Raw genomic sequence first — 20,033 nt, 5'->3', positions numbered from 1 at the left:
TTATTTATGCAAATTTTCAAATCTGCACAAATAATAAATCATACAAAGCTTAATTCCAAATTTGCCACCATTTTTTATTTTGCTGTTTTAATTTTTGCATTAAAATATTTTGATTTTTTAATGCAAATTCATTTTCTTCATCAAGCTTTAATAATTCTTTAGTACACTCTAAAGCTTGCTTGTATTCTTTTAGCTCTTCTAAACACTGAATTTTTCCCACCAAAGCATCAGTATTTTCTTTTGTTATCTTTAAGCAATCTTCATAACATTGCAATGCATCATGAAAATCACCTAAATTTCTTAAACACTCTGCCTTATAATAATGTGTCCAATTTTGACTTTCATCTAAATTTAAAGCCATATTAAGATATTTTATAGCTTCTTTAAAATCTTGCGAATACACTTTAACTGCACCCATAAAATGATAACACTCATATGATTTTGGTTCAAGCTCACTTGCTTTTTTTGCCGCTTCAAAGCTTTCATCATATTTTCCTAAAAAGCTTAAAATTTGTGCTTTTTCTATCCAATACTCCCCAATATCATCAATTATTTTTAAGCATTCATTGATATCTTTTAAGGCTTCATTATATTTTTCAAGATTTCTTTTACATTTTGCTCTATGAAAATATGATTCATCATCTTCTTCATTACTTAAAATCACACTATCGTAACATTTTATAGCTTCTTCAAACATATAAAGATCTTCATAACAAAGCCCCTTATAATACTTTGCTCCATTATGGTTTTTATCAATTTTTAAAGCCTTATTTAAATCTTCTATAGCTTCTTCTTCTAAGCTTAAATTATATTTAGCAATTCCTCGCCAAAAATAAAGTTTAAAATTATTTTTATCCACCTTATGCGCTGCATTACAATAAGCTATTAATTCTTCATAAGATTCAAGTTCTTTTGCACAATATGCTCTTTCAAATAATACATCTTTTAAATCAATATAATCTTTATATGTTTTTATAAGCTCATTGTATTCATCCATAGCTTCTTGAAATCTTTCAAGTTTACTTTTAATCCAAGCTCTTTGAGAAAGAGAATTAACATAATCTTGAATATTATTTTGCTTTTTATAGTATTTAACAGCTAATTCGCTATCTTCTAAAGCTTCCTCATATTTTTCAAGATCAGATTTTAAATAAGCCCTATTAAAAAACACATCAGGATATTCTTTTTGATATTTCAAAGCTTTTTCATAACTTATCAAAGCTTCATCATATTTATCTATTTCATATAAACTATTACCCAAATGATAAAAACCATAAGGAACTGCGTGTTCAAGTTCTGCTAATTCTGATGGAGTAAAATCATGCTTTCTTGCTCTTTCTTGATAATATTTAGCTGCTAAATCAAAATCTTCTATAGCCTCTTCAATCATTTTTAGATTAATTTTAGTATTACCTCTATTAATATATGCTTGAGCGTATTCTTCATAAAGCTCAATTGTTTTATCATAATACTTCAAAGCTTGTTCATAATCTTTTAAATCATACAAAACTCTAGCTAATGCAAAACATGGATATTGTAAATTTTCATCTAAATCGATTGATTTTTTAAAAGCATCTATTGATAATTCTATCTTTTCTAAGTCTTTATAAATATGTCCCAAAATCAAATATGCCATTGCATTTTCATTGTCTAGCCCAATAGATTTTAAACAATCTTGCAAAGCTCCTTCTAAATCATCAACTTTACGTTTATTATTAGCCCTTTTATAATACGCATCAGCAAAACTCTCATCTTGCTCAATCGTCTTAGTAAAAAATTCTATAGCTTTTTGATAATCTTCCAAATTCTCACAAGCTACACCTTGATAATAAAAAATCTGCGAGGATTCAAATCCTAAATCTTGAGACTTTTTAAAATCAATCAAAGCTTGTTTTGGATCAACACTAAGCAAAGTAATAGCTCTAGTATAATAAGCCATATAATATTCTGGAGCTAAATCAATACAAGTTTGTAAATCTTTTAAAGCTTTTGTGTGCTCATCTAAAAGTATATAAACTCTAGCCCTATTAAAATATGCTAAATAATATGCATTATCTAGCGCTATAGTTTTATTAAAAGCCAAAAGTGCTTCTTGTAATAAATCTAATTTAAAATTACATAAACCCAAAAGATTAAATAAAAATATATTACTAGGATCAAATTCTACAGCTATGGTTGCATCTTTAAGTGCTTCTTGAAATTTCAAACAATTAAATCTACAAAGCGCTCTATTATGGTAAGCTTCTAAAAGCAAACGATGTTTGTCCTCATCATCTATAAAAATCATTTTACCATCTTGAGCAAGCGTAACCTCGCCTTTGCAAAAAGCTATAAGTTCACTTAAAACCTCATCGCATTTTTCAAATTCTGAATTTTCAAAATATTCTTTAGCTAAATCTGATAATTCAGTGATTAGATTATCCAAATATTAATCCTAGTTTTGATTTTCTTTATTTAGACTTTTTAAAAATTCTTCTATATTATATTTTGCTCTATAAGTTTCACTCATTAAATGAATTAAAATATCACCTAAATCAAGTACAGTCCATTCTTCACTACTTTCTATATTTAAAAACTCTTCACCTTTGCTTTTAAGATTAGTTTTTAAATCATCAATCAAAGAAAGCGCATGTCTTTCCCCCATAGTAGTAGCAATCACTACAAATTTAACAAAATAATCTTTATCTTGCATATCAAAAGTTTCTATTAAATCTGCTTTTTTATCATCTAAAATCTGTACTATATTATTAATTCTTTCTTGCATTATTTTCCTTTTGTTAAATATTTTTAAATTTAGAATAATAAAGCTTAACTTCTTCTTTGATTTGCTCACAAACTTGCGATGTTTGCAAGGTTTCTCTTATAAAAGAAGAAGAGATATTTACTTTAGTATCTAAAGTTTTAAAATGTTTTGGTATAAAAATACCATCTCTTTTGGCTACAACAAATTCTACCAAATTTTGCAATCTTTCAAATTCATGCCATTTTTCAAGACTTTGTAAATGATCAGCTCCCAAAATAAGATAAAATTTAGAAATTTCATATTGCTTATGCAAAAAATCAACACTTTCTATACTAGGTACGGGTCTTTGTTTTTTTATTTCAAAATCACAAATTTCAACTTTTTCCAAACCTCCCCAAATCATCTCACACCATTTTAAGCGTCTTTGCTCATTTGCTGTAAATTCTTGCTTAAAGGGGCTAATAAAAGTTGGCATAATAATGAGTTTATCAAGCTCTAAATTTGCTAGTGCATTAAAGACTATAGCATTATGCCCTAAATGGGGTGGATCAAAACTACCACCAAAAAGTGCGATTTTCATTAAAATTTAACCTTTTTTTAGTAGAATTTTACCTACTTAATCATAAAAAGGAAATGAAAATGGCTGTAAAAGTTGCAATAAATGGTTTTGGACGCATTGGAAGATGTGTTGCAAGAATTATTATGAAGCGCGATGATATCGAACTTGTAGCGATTAATGATACTACTGATATAGAGCTTACTAAATATCTTTTTAAATATGACACTGTTCATGGGGTATACGATGGTAGTGTTGAAAATGATGGTGATGATTTAATAATTGATAATAAAAAAATAAAAGTTTTAAAAAGCAGAAATGTAGCGGATTTAGACTTTGCAAAATATGGTGCACAAATTGTTTTAGAGTGTACTGGTGCACACTTAACTATGGAAAAATGTCAAGGATTTTTAGATCATGGGGTGCAAAAAGTTATCATGAGTGCACCTGCAAAAGATAAAACTCCAACTTATGTTTTAGGAGTAAATGCTCACGAATATAAAGGCGAAAACATCATCTCAAATGCAAGTTGCACCACTAACTGCTTAGGTCCAATTTGTAGAGTTTTGCAAGATAATTTTGGCATAGAAAAAGGTTTAATGACAACCATTCATGCATATACAAACGGACAAAGCATTATTGATGCAAAAGCAAGAGATAAAAGAAGATCACGCGCTGCTGCGCAAAATATCATCCCTACTTCAACTGGTGCAGCAAAGGCTATGAAGCTTGTTATGCCTGAACTTGATGGAAAATTACATGGTCAAAGCATGCGTGTACCTGTGGCTGATGTATCAACTGTGGATTTAACTGCAACTTTAAAGAAAAAAGTAAGTAAAGAAGAAATCAACGAAGTCTTTAGAAAAGCAGCTGCTAGCAATTTAAAAGGTATATTATTGGTTGATGATGAAGAAAGAGTTTCAAGTGATTTTATAACTTGCTCTTATGGTGCGATTGTAGCAAGTGATTTAACTCAAGTTATTTGTGATGATTTTGTTAAAGTGGTTGCTTGGTATGATAATGAATGGGGGTATTCTTCTCGTTTGGTAGATATGGCAGTATTTGTAGCAAAGGCTTAAGATGAGTAGTATTTTATCGATTAAAGATATTGATCTTGTAAAGAAAAAAGTATTTATTAGATGTGATTTTAATGTTCCTCAAGATGAGTTTTTAAATATCACTGATGATCGTCGTATTCGCTCGGCTATCCCTACTATAAGATATTGTTTAGACAATGGCTGTGCAGTTATTTTAGCTTCACATTTAGGACGTCCAAAAGAAATAGCTTCAAAATACTCTTTAGAGCCGGTTGCAAAAAGACTTGCACGCTTAATGTCTAAAGAAGTCATTATGGCTAAAGATGTTATAGGTGAAGATGCAAAGAAAAAAGCTAGCGAATTAAAATCAAGTGAAATTTTGCTTTTAGAAAATTTACGTTTTGAAAAGGGTGAAACTAAGAATGATGAAAACTTAGCCAAAGAACTTGCTTCTATGGCTGATGTTTATATTAATGATGCTTTTGGGGTTTGCCATAGAGCCCATGCTAGTGTTGAAGCTATTACAAAATACTTTGATAATGCAAACAAAGGTGCGGGATTTTTACTCCAAAAAGAAATAGAATTTGCAAGCAATCTTATCAAACACCCTGCGCGTCCTTTTGTGGCTGTAGTAGGTGGTTCTAAAGTAAGTGGAAAATTGCAAGCTTTGACTAACTTACTTCCAAAAGTAGATAAGCTCATCATAGGTGGAGGTATGGCCTTTACTTTCTTAAAAGCTCAAGGTTATGATATAGGAAATTCACTTTTAGAAGAAGATTTAATTGAAGAAGCAAATAAAATCTTACTCAAAGGTAAAAATTTAGGAGTAAAAATTTATCTTCCTGTGGATGTTACAGCAGCACAAACTTGCTCTCAAGAAGCAGTAATGAAATACACTCCTGTGCAAGAAATTCCTGCAGGTTGGATGGGGCTTGATATAGGTCCTGCTAGTGTAAGATTATTTAAAGAAGCACTTTCTGATGCTCAAACTATATGGTGGAATGGACCTATGGGGGTTTTTGAAATCGATAAATTCTCAAAAGGCAGTATTAAAATGAGTCATTATATTAGCGAATCTCATGCAACAACTGTAATAGGTGGTGGTGATACTGCTGATGTCGTAGCAAGAGCAGGTGATGCTGATGAGATGACTTTCATTTCAACCGGTGGTGGAGCATCATTAGAACTTATAGAAGGAAAAGAACTTCCTGGTGTAAAACCTTTGACTATAAAGGATAATGAATGATTTTTGCAGCAAATTTAAAGTGTAATCATACAAGATCAAGCTTTGAACTTTACGCTCAAAAATTAAACCAAAACTTAAACAAAGAAGATGAAATTTTCATCTTCCCTCCTAGCATAGCTTTCTTAAAAGACAATTTTTCATTTCAACAAGGCGCGCAGAATTTCTACCCTTGCGAAAATGGAGCATATACTGGAGAAATAGGTAAAATTCATTTAGAAGAATTTAACATCAAAAGCGTTTTAATAGGCCATTCTGAAAGAAGAGCTTTAAAGGAAGATGAAAGCTTTTTAAAGGCTAAATTTGACTTTGCAAAAAATCTTGATTTTAATATCATTTATTGTATAGGCGAAAGTTTAGAAACTAAAAATGCCAACAAAAGCTTGGATTTTTTAAAAAAACAAATTGAAAATATTGATTTATCTTATAAAAAACTTATCATAGCTTATGAGCCTATTTATTCTATAGGCACAGGAGTTAGTGCTAATCTTGATGATATCAACACTATACTTAATTTCTTAAGAGAATTTACCAATGCTAAGCTTTTATATGGCGGAAGTGTTAATCAAAGCAATATTAAAGAAATTTGTGCTTTAAAAAATTGCGATGGAGTATTGATAGGTTCAGCTGCATTAAATGCAAATGATTTTTTAAATATGATACAAATAGCTAAAGGTTAAAAAATGTCTTTGGGCAATGAAGAATTAAAAAGCATATTAGAGCATAAAATCACTCTATTAGAAAACTCACACAAAGAAGAAAAAAATATCTCATTAGAGGCTGTAAATTCTATCATTAAAATTTTAGGCTTACCAAATGAATTTAGCCCTTTGGCGCATAGATATTTTCAACTTCACACCCCACCTAGTCTCATATGGCTTCATTTAAGTGAATGCACAGGGTGTAGCGAGAGCTTACTTAGAACTTCATTGCCAGATTTTTTGGATTTAATTTTTGATTTTATTTCCTTAGAGTATCATGAAACCTTTATGAGTGCTAGCGGACATCAAGCAGAATCACATTTAGAGGAAGTTTTAGAAAAAAAAGATTTTCTTTTAGCTGTTGAAGGTGGAGTTTGTGCTATAGATCCTTTTTATCTAACCATAGGAGCACATGGTGAAAATGGATATGAAATTTTACAAAAATGTGCTAAAAATGCTAAAACAATCTTTGCTATGGGAACTTGCTCAAGCTATGGAGGAATTCAAGCTGCACATCCAAATCCCACCAAAAGCATAGGAATTTCTAAAGTCTTAGAAGAAAAAGTAATCAATATACCAGGTTGTCCCCCAAGTGATGTAAATATCATCGCAGCACTTTGTTTTTATATATTATTTGAGCAAGATATGGCTTTAGATGAGCAAAATAGACCTTTAGCCTTTTATGGTAAATGCTTACATGATTTATGCGAAAGAAAAGCTAAATTTGAAGCAGGAAATTTTGCTCAAAGTTTTGATGATGAAAATATTAAACAAGGTTATTGTCTTTTTAAAGTAGGTTGCAAAGGACCTTATGCTTATAATAATTGCCCTAAGGTTAAATTTAACTCCAAAACCTCTTGGCCAGTAGCTGCAGGACATGGATGCATTGCTTGTAGTGAAGAAAATTTTTGGGATGATTTTGGTTTTTATGAAAAACCTATGAGTAATGAATTTGCTTATAATGATTTTTCTATTATATTAGATGATAAAATAGTCCATAATAGTTCTATCAATGAGCTTAATTCAAATAATATTTTACTAGATTTAGAAAGTGATACTAGTGGGATTTTTTATCTAAATGATATAAAGATTAATTTTTTAGATTTTAGTTTTGAAGCTAATCCTAAAGTTTTTTTAAATAATTTTGCAAAAACCAAAATGACTATGACTTTAGTGCAAAATTACCAAGAGCAATTTAAAACATATTATGATTTTATACAAGAAAATTACGATGATGAAAGCAAAACTAGCAATAATATCTTAGACTTATTTTATTTTATATATCCATTTATTAGTGGAAAAAAATTAAATCATTTAGATGAGTTTTTAGATCTTGCTTTAGCTTATAAGTTTAAACATCCTAGCAAATTTGATTTTAAAATCACAATTAATGAACAAGCAAAACTTGATGTTTCTAAATCAATGCGCATGCCTTTAATTTATATTCTAGGCGGCTTAGATAGAGAAGGTATTGCTTTTGGATTGATTTTTTCTTTAAAAGAACATTTAAAACAAGCTCTAAAAGCATGCAAAAAGACACATAACAAAGAGCAAATTTTAATATGTGCAAAAAACGAAAAATTATTAAAATTATTTTGGGATTTAACGAGCATTTAAAGACTTAATGCTAAAATATTTATCTCCCTAAATATTTGAAATTTGCAAAGTGCAAAACTTTGCAAATTTATTCAAGATTTGGTTATTTTGACGATATAACCTTATCTTTACTTGAAAGGAAAAGCTATGCAAATTTCTAGCTACAATTCTCAAAATTTTTCTATGGATATTAAAACAAAAAATGGCAATCATCTTTCTTTTTCTATGTATGATAAAAAAGAAGCAAAATTAGATAAAGATGGAAATTCAGCATCTTTGAGTTTAAGAAATCAATTTGGTTTTTCATTTTCATATAGTGGAACTAAACTTTCACAAGAAGAAATTGAAGAAATAAAAGAAGCAGTAGCCAAAGTACAACCTCAAATCGATGAGTTTATGAAAAACTCAAGAGTAGGAACCTTAAAACCAAAAGAGCTCATTACCACTGCAATGAAAATTGGCGATGCCTTACCTGAACCAAAAAATGAAGAACATAAAAAGGCTACTTTACATGAGTTATTTAATACCATGGATAAGAGTTTAAACAAAGAAATGAATAAAACTGATCTTGAAGATATTAAAAAGCAAATCTTCCAAGATAGCACTAAATTACTAGAAGAAATTTGGGAACAATACAACAAACAAAAAGAACAAAAAGAAGAAGACAATAAAGAATTTGGATTTTATGCTTAAAAAAGGAAATAACATGGAAGTAAAAGATATTTTAAAAAGCATGCTAGAACTCCAGCAAAAACTAAATGATGATACCAATGGTATAGGATGGGAAAATGGCTATACGAAAGAAGGTAAATTGATTAGTTTTAGAAGATGTATTTATATGGAGTGTGCTGAGCTTATTGATTCTTTTGCTTGGAAACATTGGAAAAGCATACACACTCCTGCAAACTGGGACAATGTGCGCATTGAAATAGTGGATATATGGCATTTTATTTTAAGTTTGATTTTAGAAGAATACAAAGAAAAACAAATAGATGATAAAAATTTCATAGCAGAGGAAGTTTCTTCTGTAACTTTTTTTGATGACTTTTGCAAAGAAACTTCTAATCCCAATGAAGCAGATATCTATGGAATTTTAAATGATATTGAGCTTATTATCCACAAATGCAGTGGTTTTGATTATGATTTAGGTGAACTTTTGAGTGCATATTTTGTTTTAGCTAGAAAATGTGGTTTAAATTTCTTTGAGCTTTATAAAACCTATATTGGAAAAAATATATTAAATCAATTCAGACAAGAAAACGGCTACAAAGAAGGCACTTATAAAAAAACTTGGAATGGCACAGAAGATAACGAAGTTTTAAATCAAATTTTAAAAGAAACACTAGATTATAAAGAAATCTATCAAAAACTTCAAGATGCTTATAAGCAAATTAAATGAATATACTATACCTAAGCTTGCAAGATTTTCTTAGCAAGCCTTTTTTAAAATTCTCAACTTTGCCTTTTTTAATCAGCTTGGTTATTTTTGCCCTGCTAGTATATTATAGTTATGATGTATTTTTTTCTTATATTGAAGATGTGGTTAGTGGCTCTTTTATGGCTTGGTTTTTTAGTTTTTCTATAGTGCAATTTTCACTTGCATTTTTAAGCGCTATAGGAGGATTTTTTATAGTAGTATTTGCCTCTGTATTTTTTACTATGTTTATAATTTCTTTTTTAACTCCTTATATAGTCAAAAAAATCAACCAAAAATACTACAACCATTTCATACAAAGAGAAGTAAATTCTTTAGAAATTTTACTTAAAACATTCAAATTTTTACTCATCTCATGCGTATTATTTGTAGTAGCTACTTTTTTGTTAATTATACCTTTTGTTAGCATTGTGATTTATTATGGAGTATTTTATTATTTATTTCACAAACTTTTATTACTTGATGTATTAAGCAATGTCTTAGATAAAAACAATTTTGATGATTTTTATAAAAATTCATCACCATTATATTTTAAAATTATCACCTTAGTCTTTTTTGCTTTATCAAGCATACCTTTACTTGGTTTATTTTTACAAGTATTTTATATAATCTTCTTAACCCACTTAAGTTATCAAAAAATTTTAAAACTTAAAGCCAATAATAATGGACGAAAGAATTAAAAAATTTATCCATTCACAAAAACTTTTAAATTTAAGTATGCTTGATGAGGATGGTGGAGTATATTGCGCAAGCTGTTATTATGCTTTTGATGATAAAAATTTAGCTTTAATTTTTGCTAGCGAAGAACATACTAAACATATTCAACTTGCCTATAAATCCCCTAAAGTAGCAGTTAATATAGCGCTAGATACAGATGTTATTAATCTTATTAAAGGAGTGCAGATCAAAGCTCTTTTTCAAAAAGCCACCAAAGAGCAAGAAAGAATATACTATAAAAAATTTCCCTTTGCAAAACTTGCACAAGCTTGTATTTTCGCTTTAAATATACAATGGACAAAATACACTGATAATAAAATTTTACTTTCCAAAAAATTAGAATTTTCTCTTTAAAATACTTTTAAAATATATTGTATTTTTAATAAAACCTAATATTATTTATAAATTTTTAAATATTTTTTTAATAAAATCATATAATTTACCATAGTAGTAAAACTTTAAATTTTTAACTTTTCAAGGAGAAAAAAATGTTCTCATCTACCAAAAAATATTTACTAGGTAATTTTTCCAACAAAATTGCCTTTTTGGTTTGTATTTTTGTTATAGTTTTATTATGTGTTTTAGGTGTTTTTAATTATATTAAATCAAAATCTAATAGCCATACTTTGTTAGTTCAATTTCAACAAAAAGTTGCTTTTGATGTAAGCAAAAGATTTGATTTATATGCAAGTGATAGACGTAATATAATTAATTCTTTAACAAAATATATCAAAGAAAATAAGCATAATCTTAATTCAAAACAATACACTAGCTTGTTAAAATCCATAGGAGATTCTTTAGGTTTTGACTTAACTTATGTAGGATTTGAAGATGGCTCTATGTTTAGATCAAATGGCAACAACCAAACTCCAGAAAGTGGTTATGATCCTAGAACTAGAGGATGGTATAAAGAAGCCAAAGAAAAAAAAGAGTTAATTGTCACAGAACCATACATATCTTCTAGCATGAAAAAACCTACTATTTCTTATGCCAATCCTATTATAGAAAATGGTGAAGTTATAGGTGTAGTTGCTGCTGATTATGATTTAAAAAAATTCTCAGAAGAAGTTTTAGCTATAGGTAAAACACCTTATTCGCATGCTGCTGTTTTAGCCCATGATGGAACCTATCTTTTTCACACTGATCCTTCTAAAATTTTAACCTCAACCAATACAAGTAAAGATATTGTTGCATATTATCTTAAAACACCAGAAGGTGCAAATAGAAGTCTTTCAAAAGATATTTTTAAAATTCAAACAAAAGAAAATGAAACTAGAGCTTTAATTTGTAATGGTGGAATTAATCCAAAATATGTTATCTGTTCTATAGCTGATTATGATTTTTACAATGATGCAGCTAAACAAACACTAATGGAACAAATTATTATTTCCTTGATTGCTATTTTTTTTACTTTGATTTTTATTAGAATGATTATTTCTTACAATCTTAAACCAATTGCAATCATTTCATCAGGATTACATAATTTCTTTAATTATTTAAACCACAAAGATTCTCACTCTCATCCTATTAAGCTTAAAACTCAAGATGAATTTGGAAAAATGGCAGAAGAAATTAATGAAAACATTGAGATCATTAAAGAAGCTCTAAACAAAGATGCAAAAGCCATTGAAGAATCTGTCAATATTGCTAAAAAAATAGAAACAGGTGAGCTTGATTTGCATATTAGCTCTCATGCTAACAACCCTCAAATTCAAGAATTAATGAAAGTGTTAAATAGTATGCTTACAACTTTACAAAGAAAAATTGGCAGTAATTTAAACGAAATTTTAGCTGTATTTGATAGCTACAAACGCTTAGATTTCACAGCAACTATTAATGCACCAAAAGGCGATATTGAAAAGGCCATAAATTCTCTTGGAGATGAAATAAAAAACATGCTTACACAATCACTTCACCAAGGAGAATTACTCAACCAAAAGGCCGAAGCACTCAAACAAAGCATGCAAGAACTTACAAATGATGCTACACATCAAACCTCATCACTGCAAGAAAGCGCAAGAGCTTTAGAGCAAATGAACTCAGCTATGAGTGAAATTTCCATTAAAACACAAGATGTAGTAAAACAAAGCAATGATATCAAAAATGTAACTACAGTAATTTCAGATATTGCAGATCAAATTAACCTACTTGCATTAAATGCAGCTATTGAAGCAGCACGTGCTGGTGAACATGGACGTGGCTTTGCTGTTGTTGCTGATGAAGTTAGAAATCTAGCAGAAAGAACTCAAAAGTCTTTAGGTGAGATTGAAGCTAATACTAATATCTTAGCCCAGTCAATAAATGATATGGGTGAAGCCATAAAAGAAGAAGCAGATGATATTAGTCAAATCAATGAATCAGTAGCTACTATAGAAAAACTCACACAACAAAACTCTCAAACAGCTATGCAGACTAATACTATTGCAAATGAAGTAGATTCTTTAGCACAAGATATGCTAAGTGAAACTAAAAAAAGAAAATTTTAAACATAAAGATGCCTTTTAGGCATCTAATTTTTAAGAAAAAGAAGGTTTAATTTGCTCTAACCAAGCATCAATTCTACTTTCTGTTAAATCCTCATGATTATCATTATCTAATGCTAGTCCTACAAACTTATCACCTTCTACGGCTTCACTTGATTCAAAAGTATAACCACCCGTAGAAACAGCACCTACCAAATTTGCACCCGCTGCTTTTAAAGCTTGAGCAAGTTTTCCCATAGCACTGCAATATGTATCTGAATAGCTTTCACTATCTCCCATACCAAAAACAGCAACAGTTTTACCGCTAAGATTTAAAGCTGAAAAATCAAAACCATCCCAATCATCTTGAAAATCACCACTTCCCCAAGTAGAAGTTCCACAAATTAATTTATCATAAGAATTAATTTTCTCTGCATCAATATCTGCGATATTTAATACATCTGAAATTCCTAATTTTTGAGCGATCATGTTTGCCGCACCTTCGGTATTACCCATTGAACTACCATAAATTACTGCTATTGACATTTAACATCTCCTTAAAATTTGATTATTAATAGTATAGGGAACTAATTTTAGCAAAGTTTTATTATTTTCGCATAAAAAATGTCTTATTTCTTCATGTTGAGTGAAATTTTTATTTCTTGGATACACAATATAAAATCTTTCAAAAGAATTTTCTTTTATAAATTGCAAAGCAAGCTCTATATCTTTATCACTATCTTTACAAAATAAAGGCATGACTGCCATTTTTTCATTAATAATAATGATATTTTTATAAATCTTTACTTTGGATTTGGTATTGCTTTTGCAAATTTTATCATATACAAAAGCCTCAAAAGCAACTTGTAAAGGCAAAGTAAAACTAGGTGATAAGAACACATTTTGTATTAATTTCGCTAAAGTATATTTTGGCATCTTTGCTTCAAGTTGTATTTGATTTAAATTTCCTTCTTTATAAGCTTTGATGATTTTATGAGAATATGGACAAAATTGTTTTATTTTGCTAAATCTCAAAGTCCTTTCTGTGCTCATATTTTGAATTTTTAACTCAAAAATATTTCTTAAACAGTCAGCTTTTTTTGCATAGATATAAGGTATTTTTAGATCATCTTCAACTAAAGAATTATATAAATTTAAAAAAATATGATTAATACTTTTTTGTTCTAAATCTCTAAATATTTTAGGTATAAAATCCTCTTTTTCATTAAATCCAAACATACACTAAGCCTTCTTTGCGCACTCATAGGTTTGATCAAGTCCAAAAACCTTACAATATTCACAATACACACAACTCACACTGCGTTTAGCACAAACTAAAGGTATATTGCGTTTTTTTGCCTCTGTTTTGATTTTTTTCATAGTATTATGATTTAAAAAACTAGTAAGCATAACTATACATTCAGTATTTTGTGGAATGGGTTTTCTATTTACCCTATTTTCATTTCTAGCATCCCAATGCTCTATGCTTTTTGCACCTAGGTTTGTCAAAACTGCTTTTATTGGGGTTATTTCATCCGCTCCGATAACCAAAACTGACATTGAGTTTTCCTTTTTATAAAAATGATAATTGTTATTATAATTTATAAAAGATAAATTTTTACTGATACTCAATATCAATTTTTTAAATTATATATTATGAGTTTGTTCAAAGATATCTGTGTGTAAAATTTCTTCTAAAATCACTGTGGCATACGAGCCTTTTTGTAAGAAAAACTCCAAAGTAAAATGAGCTTTTTCTTCATCATAATAACCTTTGCAATCTTGCAAATAAGACCACATAAAGCGCCTTGAACCTTGCATTTTATTTTTAAACTCATATGCAAAAGAAAAAATCTCATCTTCTAATTTTTTAGCTAAACCTTCGTTTGTTTCATAAGCTTTAGAGCCTATTAAAAGACCCATCGCACTAATATCTTTTTGATTGAATCTTTCTACTTCACTTGATAAATCTTCACATATAAAACATTTACCAAAAGGATAATGTCCTAAAACTTCGCCCTTTAAAAGTTTAAAAAACTGCTTTTGATTTTTTAAACTTTTAATTCCATCTTTATCTAAATCATATATTTGTTTTATTTCTTTTTCACTAAAGTCATTAATAAAATGTGACAATTCCACCCTTTTGCTCAAATATCTATTAAAAAGCTCGCTTTGAAAGGCAGAAATTAAAAATTCTTGTATTTTTTTATTTTTTATTTTTTTGCCTTTTAAAATTTCTAGTCCTTGTGAAAAATTATCTTGAAATTTGCCAAAACGCTGATATCCAAAATAATTAGCAAAACCTTGTTCTTGGATATTTTTAAAAGCTTGTTCTATTTTTAAAGCATCTACTTTTGAAACTTTTTTTAATCTTATAAAAAATGAATTTCCTTTTAAATGCCCTATTCTAAGTTTATTATCATGATAAAAACTTTCTAAAATTTTCATCTTATCATGTTTAAAATTTTTTAGACTCTCTTCAAATTTTTTAGGCATAGAAATATATTGAAAAGTTAAACCTTGTTTATCTTTTAAACCACTATAACCAAAATCTCTCATTTTAACACCGCTTTGCTCACTTAAAATTCTCAAAGCCTCGCTAGTGCTTAGATCTTTTTTTTGTATATGTAAAATTAAATGTTCACCTTTACCACTAAATTCATACAAAGGCTTTTCTCTTACTACAAAATCATTACTATTTTTTGAAAAATACACATTTATCGGGCTGTGTTTTAAAGTATATAAGGGCTTAAAAATGATGTTCTCTTCCATAAAATTTATACCTTCCTGTTGTTGTTTTTGCAAAAATATTTAGTTTAATTCTGTGCTTTTTTGCCATATTTTGTATAAATGCTTTATGTTTTTTATCAAAAGCAAATAAAATTTCATATTCTTCTGCACTATTTAAGCTAAATTTATCTAATTTTTTAAAAAATTTTGCATTAAGTTGATTTTGAAACAATATTCTTGATAAGTCTTTATTTAAACCATCTGAAATATCCATACTTACTCTAACTTTTTTTGCTATATCATAAAAAAATTTTTGTCTCAAACTAGGTTTTATAAAACGATGTTTAGAATGCAATTTTCCACCGCGAAATAATATATTTAAACCTTTTAAACTCTCACCTAATTTCCCACTAAAAGCAAGCAAATCTCCTTTTTTCAAACCTTTTCTAAAAATAGCCCTTTTATTTACCTTAGAAATAATAGTTATGCTAATATTGATTTTATTATCCGCTATGGTATCTCCGCCTATAATTTGTACTCCAAATTCTTTTGCACTATCTAGCAAGCCTTTTTGCAAGGCTTTAACTTGTTTCATATCTAAACATTTTGGCAAAGAAAGTCCTAAAAGAGCGTATTTTGGTGTAGCATTCATAGCAATTGCATCAGAAATATTAACAAGCATAGCCTTTGCTCCAATTTGTTCTAAACTCATCCAAGAGCGCTTAAAATGCACGTCTTCACAAAATAAATCTTTAGAATAACAATATCCATCGATTATTGCCCCATCGTCTCCATTGATAGAATTAGCAAAGGCGTTGATAATAAATTTTTCTTTATCCATGTGAATATTTTATACAAAAAGCTTTTAATTTTATATAATAATCAAATTTTTATAAGTTTAAAATGTATATAATGAAAAATAATACCAAGGATAAAATATGCAAATAACTTTAAGAATTTTTCGTTTTGATAAAGATAGTGATTATTTAGCTTATTATAAACCTTATGTTTATGATAGTAAAAATTTTAAAAGTGTTTATGATGTTTTAAGTCAAATTAAAAAAGATGACATATATTTTGATTTTGAAGAAAATCCAGAAAGTTGCATTAAAGTCAATCAAGTTACAATCAGACAAAGAAGAGATTTAAATAATATCATAGAAAGATTTGGCAAAGAACTTACCATAGAACCACTTGATACCAAAAGAGCAACCAAAGATTTAATCATGGACAAAAGTGATTTTTTAGAAAAGTTAGAGCTTTTTAAAGGACTTATTGATATACACGATATAGAACTTTATAAACAATATGATTTTTTATATTATACAAGTGAAGTTAGGGAATTTTTACCTGAATATCTTGGCGATAGCTTTTTTGTATTTGCTTATAAAATGCTACTTAAATACCCAGAAAAAGCACCTCAATTTTTAAAATTAGTCGCAGATGAAGAAAAAGGAATTTATTATCACACAAAATTTAAAAATTTTATTTCTTCAAATGAGCTTGATTATGAATCTTATATTAAAGAATTAAAAGTTATGCTTGTAAAATCAGGCCTTGCAAGAAGTATTTTTTAAGGAATGAGTAATGTACAAAATCTACACCAATAGCAATAATGATTTATTTTGTTATTTTGATATTATCAAAGATGCTTTAGATAAAGTTGGAGTTCAAAGCACATTATGCGAAAAGCCTTTGGGTAAAAATTATTTTATTATTGATTATGATCCAAAAGATATCTTAGATGAATATTCTAGAATGATGGATGAGGATAATATTTTAGCTTGCGAATGTAGCTCTTATGAAATTATGAGTAAAATTGAAAAAATCCAATATGCTCCAAAGATTTTTTTAGATCATCTTAAACAAGAACACATTAAGCATTTTTTTGAACAATTTAATATAGGTGTATATCAAGGATTTTCAGACGCAAGCTGCTCTTTAGAGCTTGCCAAAGCGCTTAAAGCAAATGTAATAGATTTTGAAAGAAAATACAAAAGTTGTGGCTATAGTTTTTTAAATTTAAACACCCAATTAGCATACAAATGTGCAGCTTCTGTTGTATTAGATGCTTATGATAATGGTTGTGATTTTTTAGTAGTTGAGGATTTTTATTCTTTTTATATGTTTGATAAATGTTATAAAGAATTACAAGCTATTTCAAATAGAAATTTTGAAGATTTTTATATTTTAACTTTTGCAGAGCTTGCAAATTTAGCTCTAGGTATAGTACCATACACTTTAAAAAAACACAAATTAAAAGTGAGTTTAATCAATGAAAATCGCTCTTGAATGTAAGGATTTAATTTTAGAAAAAACTTTAGAAATCGCTTTGAGGGATTTTTTAGTTTTAAAAAAAGATTGTGATTTTTTAGTCTGCGATGAAAAAGTTAACACGCAAAAACCACAATTTATCATCAATAAAAAATCAAATTTTTTATCTCATCCTTTTAATATAGAGGAATTACTTAATGCTTTAAATGATTTCAATGCAAGTTTGCAAAGTATTGCTTATAAAATAGCCATGCGTGAAAAAAAACTTATGAATCAAAAATGTGAAGCCATTTTAGAGCAATTACGTCAAGAAAGTCATGAAAAAATCGATGCGATATTTGATCTTTACAAAACAGAGTTAAAAAATCTTATCAAAGAAGAAAATAATAATGCATAAAATACAAGAATATCAAAGCGTAAAAGATTTTTTAAAAAATTACAAAGAAGATAAAAAAACAAACTCAAAAAAACAAACTCAAAAAATTTACACCACCATAGAAAGTGGAATCTATAAAGGTAAAAAAATTTTACTTCCTAGTCTAGACACCACAAGAAGCACCAAAAACATAGTAAAATCTTGCGTTTTTAATGTTTTACGTTTTTCTTTACAAGATAAGGTTTTCATAGAAGCCTTTGGAGGAAGTGCTCTAATGGCATTAGAGGCAAGAAGTAATGGCTGCTTAAAAAGTTATGCTATAGAAAAAGATAAAAAAGCTTATGAAATCGCTTTAAAAAATGCTTCCAATATTGATCAAAATACCATTTGCTTTAATGATGATACTTTTAAAAAAACCCTTCAAATTATTCAAAATTCCAAAGAAGATATTATTTTATATCTTGATCCACCCTTTGATATTAGAGAAGGTTTTTTTGATATTTATAAAAAAACTTTAAAATTGATAGAAAATATAAAAAATTCAAATGTTAAAATCATCATCATAGAACATCACAGTACTTTTAAAACTCCAGCGAAAATACAAAATTACGAAAAAACAAAAGAAAAAAAATTCGGTTCAACCACTCTAAGTTTTTACTCCTTTATATAAATTTGGAACCTTTTTTGCTTTAATTTATGAAAATAGCATAGATTAAAGGAAGAATCGATGAGAATATTATTTTTGAGCTTAGTACTAAGTCTAAGCGTTTTTGCAGCTACTATTAAAGAACTTACCAATGTAGTAGGTGTTAGAGATAACCAACTTATAGGATATGGTTTGGTTGTTGGTTTAAATGGAAGCGGAGATGGCACAAGTAGCGAATTTACACTACAATCTATTTCAAATATGCTTCAGGGTATGAATGTAAAAGTTAGCCCAGGTGATATAAAATCAAAAAATACAGCAGCAGTAATGGTTACAGCAAAACTTCCTGCTTTTGCAAGAAGTGGGGATAAGCTTGATGTAAGCGTAGCTTCTTTAGGTGATGCCAAATCTTTACAAGGTGGAACCTTACTTATGACAGCTCTAAAAGGGGTTGATGGAGAAATTTATGCAGTAGCTCAAGGCTCTTTAGCTATAGGTGGACTTAGCCCAAGACCAGGTGCAGCAGGAACACACTCAACCTCAGCAAATGTTATTAATGGTGCAGTCGTAGAAAGAGAAATTCCACAAAACTTTAGCCAAAGTGAAGATTTGATTTTAAGTTTAAAAGAAGCGGATTTTAAAACGGCTAATAATATAGAAAGAGTTTTAAATACTATTTTTGATACAGATATAGCAAAAGCTTTAGATTCTAGAACTATAAAATTAACAAAACCTGAAGAATTTTCTCATGTTGAATTTATGGCAAGAGTATTAGAACAAGATATAGCTTACACTCCAGAAAGTAAAGTGATCATCGATGAAAGAACAGGAACTATAGTAGCGGGAGTAAATATAGAAGTTGAACCTATATTAATTACCCATAAAGATATCACTATAAAAATAGATCCAAACAATACCGTAGCTTTAGGACAAAATGAAATCGATATGAAAGATGGTGGTATTTTAGATCCAGTATCTAATACTTTAAAAATCACAAACAATAAAACAACAGTAGCAAACATAGCTAGAATGCTAAATAAACTTGGAGCAGCGCCAAATGATATCATAGCTATTATGCAAAATTTAAAAAGAGCTGGTGCAATTAGTGCTGAATTAGAGGTAATATGATGAGAGTTGATAATTATTTAGCGAGCAAAAACTATAGTAGCGAACTTTATGAAAGTATTACTAAACACAACAATAGCTACAAGGCTGCTAAAAACTATGCAGATAGTGCTTTTAAAAATGATTTAACTCATATACAAGCATTAAATGATGAAGATAAAGCTTTAAAAGAACAAACTGATGCTTTTGAAGCTTTTTTAATCAAAAGTGTTTTAGATATTTCTTTAAAACAAGAAAATTCTTTATTTGGAAAAGATGCAAGTGATGAAATTTATTCATCTATGTATAATGATACTATGAGTAAAGCATTAAGCGGGGGGTTAGGTTTTTCAAAATTATTATTTGATTATTTAAAAGAAAGGGGTTAAGTTATTTTTTTAAGTGTCGATATA

General features: G+C 28.6%; 23 protein-coding genes and 1 pseudogene. 16 read left to right on the top strand and 8 right to left on the bottom strand.

Annotated features, from left to right (window positions below):
• Window positions 1–49 precede the first annotated feature (49 nt).
• The 3 genes from L8U41_RS01355 to nadD are packed head-to-tail and all read right to left on the bottom strand — an operon-like array spanning window position 50 to window position 3,323.
• The gene (locus L8U41_RS01355) at window positions 50–2,425 is read right to left on the bottom strand and encodes a tetratricopeptide repeat protein (protein WP_263702468.1); all 2,376 of its coding nucleotides are present in this window, start codon (window positions 2,423–2,425) and stop codon (window positions 50–52) included.
• A gap of 9 nt (window positions 2,426–2,434) precedes the next feature.
• Window positions 2,435–2,764 carry a ribosome silencing factor gene (gene rsfS, locus L8U41_RS01350; RefSeq protein ID WP_012661160.1) on the bottom strand — a complete coding sequence of 110 codons (330 nt, stop codon included), beginning with the start codon at window positions 2,762–2,764 and terminating at the stop codon, window positions 2,435–2,437.
• Window positions 2,765–2,777: 13 nt separating this feature from the next.
• Window positions 2,778–3,323, bottom strand: coding sequence for a nicotinate (nicotinamide) nucleotide adenylyltransferase (gene nadD / locus L8U41_RS01345; RefSeq protein ID WP_263678587.1), 546 nt, complete (start codon window positions 3,321–3,323; stop codon window positions 2,778–2,780).
• Between the two features lie 59 nt (window positions 3,324–3,382).
• Here nadD and gap point away from each other — a divergent pair, with 59 nt between their 5' ends.
• From gap to L8U41_RS07880, 10 genes and pseudogenes are all read left to right on the top strand, one after another.
• Window positions 3,383–4,378, top strand: a complete 996-nt coding sequence (gene gap / locus L8U41_RS01340; protein WP_263702469.1) for a type I glyceraldehyde-3-phosphate dehydrogenase — start codon at window positions 3,383–3,385, stop codon at window positions 4,376–4,378.
• Window position 4,379: 1 nt separating this feature from the next.
• A complete protein-coding gene (locus tag L8U41_RS01335; RefSeq protein ID WP_263702470.1) occupies window positions 4,380–5,582 on the top strand; it encodes a phosphoglycerate kinase in 1,203 nt (400 codons plus the stop codon).
• A complete protein-coding gene (locus L8U41_RS01330; RefSeq protein ID WP_263702471.1) occupies window positions 5,579–6,259 on the top strand; it encodes a triose-phosphate isomerase in 681 nt (226 codons plus the stop codon). The genes L8U41_RS01335 and L8U41_RS01330 overlap by 4 nt, the downstream gene beginning before the upstream one ends.
• 3 nt (window positions 6,260–6,262) lie before the next feature.
• Window positions 6,263–7,897, top strand: a complete 1,635-nt coding sequence (locus tag L8U41_RS01325) for a hydrogenase small subunit (protein WP_263682777.1) — start codon at window positions 6,263–6,265, stop codon at window positions 7,895–7,897.
• A 126-nt stretch (window positions 7,898–8,023) separates the two neighbouring features.
• Entirely contained in the window at window positions 8,024–8,569 is a 546-nt protein-coding gene (locus L8U41_RS01320; protein WP_220517270.1) for an ATP-binding protein, read from the top strand.
• 13 nt (window positions 8,570–8,582) lie between these two features.
• Entirely contained in the window at window positions 8,583–9,275 is a 693-nt protein-coding gene (locus tag L8U41_RS01315) for a dUTP diphosphatase (RefSeq protein ID WP_240390174.1), read from the top strand.
• A complete protein-coding gene (locus tag L8U41_RS01310; RefSeq protein WP_263702473.1) occupies window positions 9,272–9,991 on the top strand; it encodes an EI24 domain-containing protein in 720 nt (239 codons plus the stop codon). Before L8U41_RS01315 ends, L8U41_RS01310 begins: the two co-directional genes overlap by 4 nt.
• Entirely contained in the window at window positions 9,975–10,382 is a 408-nt protein-coding gene (locus tag L8U41_RS01305) for a pyridoxamine 5'-phosphate oxidase family protein (RefSeq protein WP_263727595.1), read from the top strand. The genes L8U41_RS01310 and L8U41_RS01305 overlap by 17 nt, the downstream gene beginning before the upstream one ends.
• A 134-nt stretch (window positions 10,383–10,516) precedes the next feature.
• A pseudogene (locus L8U41_RS07885) lies at window positions 10,517–11,167 on the top strand (cache domain-containing protein); the annotation flags it as partial.
• 231 nt (window positions 11,168–11,398) lie between these two features.
• Window positions 11,399–12,514 (top strand): methyl-accepting chemotaxis protein, encoded by a 1,116-nt coding sequence (locus L8U41_RS07880; RefSeq protein WP_412175017.1) that lies wholly within the window; start codon window positions 11,399–11,401, stop codon window positions 12,512–12,514.
• Window positions 12,515–12,544: 30 nt separating this feature from the next.
• Here the strand turns inward: L8U41_RS07880 and fldA are convergent, their stop codons facing one another.
• The 5 genes from fldA to L8U41_RS01275 all read right to left on the bottom strand — a co-directional run bounded on the left by fldA (window position 12,545) and on the right by L8U41_RS01275 (window position 16,061).
• Complete coding sequence (gene fldA, locus L8U41_RS01295; RefSeq protein ID WP_240388293.1) at window positions 12,545–13,036, bottom strand: flavodoxin FldA; 492 nt, start codon at window positions 13,034–13,036, stop codon at window positions 12,545–12,547.
• Complete coding sequence (locus tag L8U41_RS01290) at window positions 13,037–13,729, bottom strand: hypothetical protein (protein ID WP_263702475.1); 693 nt, start codon at window positions 13,727–13,729, stop codon at window positions 13,037–13,039. It abuts the gene before it with no gap.
• A gap of 3 nt (window positions 13,730–13,732) precedes the next feature.
• Complete coding sequence (locus tag L8U41_RS01285; protein WP_012661148.1) at window positions 13,733–14,050, bottom strand: DUF2325 domain-containing protein; 318 nt, start codon at window positions 14,048–14,050, stop codon at window positions 13,733–13,735.
• Between the two features lie 87 nt (window positions 14,051–14,137).
• A complete protein-coding gene (truD, locus tag L8U41_RS01280; protein ID WP_263727608.1) occupies window positions 14,138–15,271 on the bottom strand; it encodes a tRNA pseudouridine(13) synthase TruD in 1,134 nt (377 codons plus the stop codon).
• Window positions 15,240–16,061 carry a thiamine-phosphate kinase gene (locus tag L8U41_RS01275; protein ID WP_263682771.1) on the bottom strand — a complete coding sequence of 274 codons (822 nt, stop codon included), beginning with the start codon at window positions 16,059–16,061 and terminating at the stop codon, window positions 15,240–15,242. The genes truD and L8U41_RS01275 overlap by 32 nt, the downstream gene beginning before the upstream one ends.
• A 97-nt stretch (window positions 16,062–16,158) precedes the next feature.
• Between L8U41_RS01275 and L8U41_RS01270 the strand changes: the two genes are divergently transcribed.
• The 6 genes from L8U41_RS01270 to L8U41_RS01245 are packed head-to-tail and all read left to right on the top strand — an operon-like array spanning window position 16,159 to window position 20,009.
• On the top strand, window positions 16,159–16,797 hold the full coding sequence (locus L8U41_RS01270) for a DUF5644 domain-containing protein (protein WP_257396275.1): 639 nt from the start codon (window positions 16,159–16,161) through the stop codon (window positions 16,795–16,797).
• A gap of 10 nt (window positions 16,798–16,807) precedes the next feature.
• Window positions 16,808–17,512: a hypothetical protein gene (locus L8U41_RS01265; protein WP_263682767.1), complete on the top strand. Its 705-nt coding sequence runs from the start codon at window positions 16,808–16,810 to the stop codon at window positions 17,510–17,512.
• Window positions 17,496–17,891, top strand: coding sequence for a hypothetical protein (locus L8U41_RS01260; RefSeq protein WP_263663828.1), 396 nt, complete (start codon window positions 17,496–17,498; stop codon window positions 17,889–17,891). The genes L8U41_RS01265 and L8U41_RS01260 overlap by 17 nt, the downstream gene beginning before the upstream one ends.
• Window positions 17,884–18,540 (top strand): RsmD family RNA methyltransferase, encoded by a 657-nt coding sequence (locus L8U41_RS01255; RefSeq protein WP_263727594.1) that lies wholly within the window; start codon window positions 17,884–17,886, stop codon window positions 18,538–18,540. Before L8U41_RS01260 ends, L8U41_RS01255 begins: the two co-directional genes overlap by 8 nt.
• 57 nt (window positions 18,541–18,597) lie before the next feature.
• Window positions 18,598–19,644, top strand: a complete 1,047-nt coding sequence (locus L8U41_RS01250) for a flagellar basal body P-ring protein FlgI (protein ID WP_039617681.1) — start codon at window positions 18,598–18,600, stop codon at window positions 19,642–19,644.
• Window positions 19,644–20,009, top strand: a complete 366-nt coding sequence (locus L8U41_RS01245) for a rod-binding protein (protein ID WP_039617679.1) — start codon at window positions 19,644–19,646, stop codon at window positions 20,007–20,009. Before L8U41_RS01250 ends, L8U41_RS01245 begins: the two co-directional genes overlap by 1 nt.
• Window positions 20,010–20,033: the final 24 nt, after the last annotated feature.

It is taken from the genome of Campylobacter sp. RKI_CA19_01116, from assembly GCF_025771405.1.
Taxonomy (GTDB): Bacteria; Campylobacterota; Campylobacteria; order Campylobacterales; family Campylobacteraceae; genus Campylobacter_D.
Note: the sequence above shows the minus strand (reverse complement) of the source record. Positions and strands in the feature narration are given on the sequence as shown.

Coding starts and splice junctions, on each gene's coding strand:
- rsfS (WP_012661160.1), bottom strand. CDS start 2,764: ATGCAAGAAAGAATTAATAATATAGTACAGATTTTAGATGATAAAAAA.
- nadD (WP_263678587.1), bottom strand. CDS start 3,323: ATGAAAATCGCACTTTTTGGTGGTAGTTTTGATCCACCCCATTTAGGG.
- gap (WP_263702469.1), top strand. CDS start 3,383: ATGGCTGTAAAAGTTGCAATAAATGGTTTTGGACGCATTGGAAGATGT.
- L8U41_RS01335 (WP_263702470.1), top strand. CDS start 4,380: ATGAGTAGTATTTTATCGATTAAAGATATTGATCTTGTAAAGAAAAAA.
- L8U41_RS01330 (WP_263702471.1), top strand. CDS start 5,579: ATGATTTTTGCAGCAAATTTAAAGTGTAATCATACAAGATCAAGCTTT.
- L8U41_RS01325 (WP_263682777.1), top strand. CDS start 6,263: ATGTCTTTGGGCAATGAAGAATTAAAAAGCATATTAGAGCATAAAATC.
- L8U41_RS01320 (WP_220517270.1), top strand. CDS start 8,024: ATGCAAATTTCTAGCTACAATTCTCAAAATTTTTCTATGGATATTAAA.
- L8U41_RS01315 (WP_240390174.1), top strand. CDS start 8,583: ATGGAAGTAAAAGATATTTTAAAAAGCATGCTAGAACTCCAGCAAAAA.
- L8U41_RS01310 (WP_263702473.1), top strand. CDS start 9,272: ATGAATATACTATACCTAAGCTTGCAAGATTTTCTTAGCAAGCCTTTT.
- L8U41_RS01305 (WP_263727595.1), top strand. CDS start 9,975: ATGGACGAAAGAATTAAAAAATTTATCCATTCACAAAAACTTTTAAAT.
- L8U41_RS07880 (WP_412175017.1), top strand. CDS start 11,399: ATGGAACAAATTATTATTTCCTTGATTGCTATTTTTTTTACTTTGATT.
- fldA (WP_240388293.1), bottom strand. CDS start 13,036: ATGTCAATAGCAGTAATTTATGGTAGTTCAATGGGTAATACCGAAGGT.
- L8U41_RS01290 (WP_263702475.1), bottom strand. CDS start 13,729: ATGTTTGGATTTAATGAAAAAGAGGATTTTATACCTAAAATATTTAGA.
- L8U41_RS01285 (WP_012661148.1), bottom strand. CDS start 14,050: ATGTCAGTTTTGGTTATCGGAGCGGATGAAATAACCCCAATAAAAGCA.
- L8U41_RS01275 (WP_263682771.1), bottom strand. CDS start 16,061: ATGGATAAAGAAAAATTTATTATCAACGCCTTTGCTAATTCTATCAAT.
- L8U41_RS01270 (WP_257396275.1), top strand. CDS start 16,159: ATGCAAATAACTTTAAGAATTTTTCGTTTTGATAAAGATAGTGATTAT.
- L8U41_RS01265 (WP_263682767.1), top strand. CDS start 16,808: ATGTACAAAATCTACACCAATAGCAATAATGATTTATTTTGTTATTTT.
- L8U41_RS01260 (WP_263663828.1), top strand. CDS start 17,496: ATGAAAATCGCTCTTGAATGTAAGGATTTAATTTTAGAAAAAACTTTA.
- L8U41_RS01255 (WP_263727594.1), top strand. CDS start 17,884: ATGCATAAAATACAAGAATATCAAAGCGTAAAAGATTTTTTAAAAAAT.
- L8U41_RS01250 (WP_039617681.1), top strand. CDS start 18,598: ATGAGAATATTATTTTTGAGCTTAGTACTAAGTCTAAGCGTTTTTGCA.
- L8U41_RS01245 (WP_039617679.1), top strand. CDS start 19,644: ATGAGAGTTGATAATTATTTAGCGAGCAAAAACTATAGTAGCGAACTT.